Below are 1,670 nucleotides of genomic sequence, written 5' to 3'. Positions count from 1 at the left end.
TAGTGTGAAAGAAAGTAGAGGAAGACCATAAATTGGCGCACTTGAATAAGCTGTCTAAGGCAGGCAACTTTTTAAAGTGTTATAGAGTTAGAAAATTAAATCAAGAAGCTAATGGTTCATCAGGAGGAAGTAATCCTTCCTTTTGAAGAAGTTTCTTGGCTTGTTTGATAGCCTTTGCCTTTTGTTTTTCAAGCATAGGTGCAGGCATATCGATTTTGTAAAGATCGCTCGGATTCCACTGTTCACCGGTAGACAGCATCTGGTAAATGGCAGTAAGAATCATACGGGCAATAGCGATAATGGCTCTTTTCTTGCCACGGCGTTTAACAATTGATTCATATTTCTTTTTGTAGTAAGGAGATTTGTCAGATTTTACGGCTGCATGAGCACACTGTACTAATGCAGGTTTGAGGTAGACACCGGCACGTGTAATCCGAACAGACTTCTTCTTACCAGCAGATTCATTGCTACCTGGTGTAAGACCAGCCCAGCAACATAAACGTTTGGAACTTGAGAACTGAGACATATCAGTACCAATTTCGGAGATGATAGTGATTGCACTATCACGTTTGACACCCGGAATGGTACAGAGAAACTGGACAGCATTTTCAAAATCAGGATTAGAAGAAATCATATTTTCAATCATTTTATCAACATCATGGATTTCAGCTGTGATATAATCCATATGTGCGCGGACGAGGCGCATACGATATTTTTGGGCATCAGTCATCTGATATCCTTCGATGGATTCTATAACAGCATCTTCTTTGGATTTGAGGCTCCTAAGAAGCTTAGATGCGATTTCTTCGTGGTTAATGGATGTACCCGATTGTTCAAGCAGATAGTCGATAATGGATGTGGATGACTTCCCAAAGATATCGGAAACAACAGAATCTAATGCAACATTACAAACGGTAAGAGCATTCTGATATCTATTCTTTTCACTTGAACGGCAGGAAACAAGCTTGTAACGATAGCGAGTGTATTCCCTGAGAATACGGACTTTCTTGCAAGGAATATAGCTGCCTTTGACAAGTCCAAGACGGAACAAATCTCCAATCCATTTAGAATCTTTTGTATCATCTTTGTTGCCTTTTACGGCCTTTACCCATTTAGGATTGGCAATGACAACATTGATATCATCTTCCAGCAGATTAAAGACAGGAACCCAGTATTTACCTGTGGATTCCATACAGACATCATGGCAATCATTGTCGAGAAGCCATTGCTTGAATTTAAGAATTGAATTGTTAAAGGTGGAAAAGCGCTTCTTTTGGTAAGAAGGCTCAATGCCACCAGTAGTTTTAACGATTGTGGCAACGAGAAAAGATTTGTGAACATCGACACCACAACAGGTTTGGTAAGTAACTTTCATAGTCAGACTCCTTTCGTGAATGATAAGAAGCCATTGACTGAACTGCCACACAATTAAACTAAGGTGCTTAAACAATTCTTAGTGTACGGATTCATGATGCCACTTATTTGTGCTTGAAAAGGCAGAACTTACACTGATTAGTATGCTGTCTAAAACGAAGAAAGTTATTACAACTCCTCCTCCCGTGCTTTGTAGTGTAGCTTCTTGCAAACTATTTTACAGCACAACGTAGAGAGTTGGAACACTTTCATTACTATTTGTGCCGCCAGCCAAAGGCGGCGGAATGGAGATTAGT

Annotated in this window: 1 protein-coding gene; it reads right to left on the bottom strand. The window is 39.9% G+C overall.

Going from position 1 to position 1,670, the window contains the following annotated elements; translation table 11 throughout:
- Positions 1-100: 100 nt before the first annotated feature.
- Positions 101-1,375, bottom strand: coding sequence for an IS110 family transposase (locus ACTNB3_RS17735; protein WP_427808885.1), 1,275 nt, complete (start codon positions 1,373-1,375; stop codon positions 101-103).
- Positions 1,376-1,670: the final 295 nt, after the last annotated feature.

The organism is Bariatricus sp. HCP28S3_D3 (assembly GCF_052065755.1).
GTDB lineage: Bacteria > Bacillota > Clostridia > Lachnospirales > Lachnospiraceae > Allocoprococcus.
The sequence above is the reverse complement of the archived record's forward strand: the minus strand, read 5'-3'. Positions and strand labels throughout refer to the sequence as shown.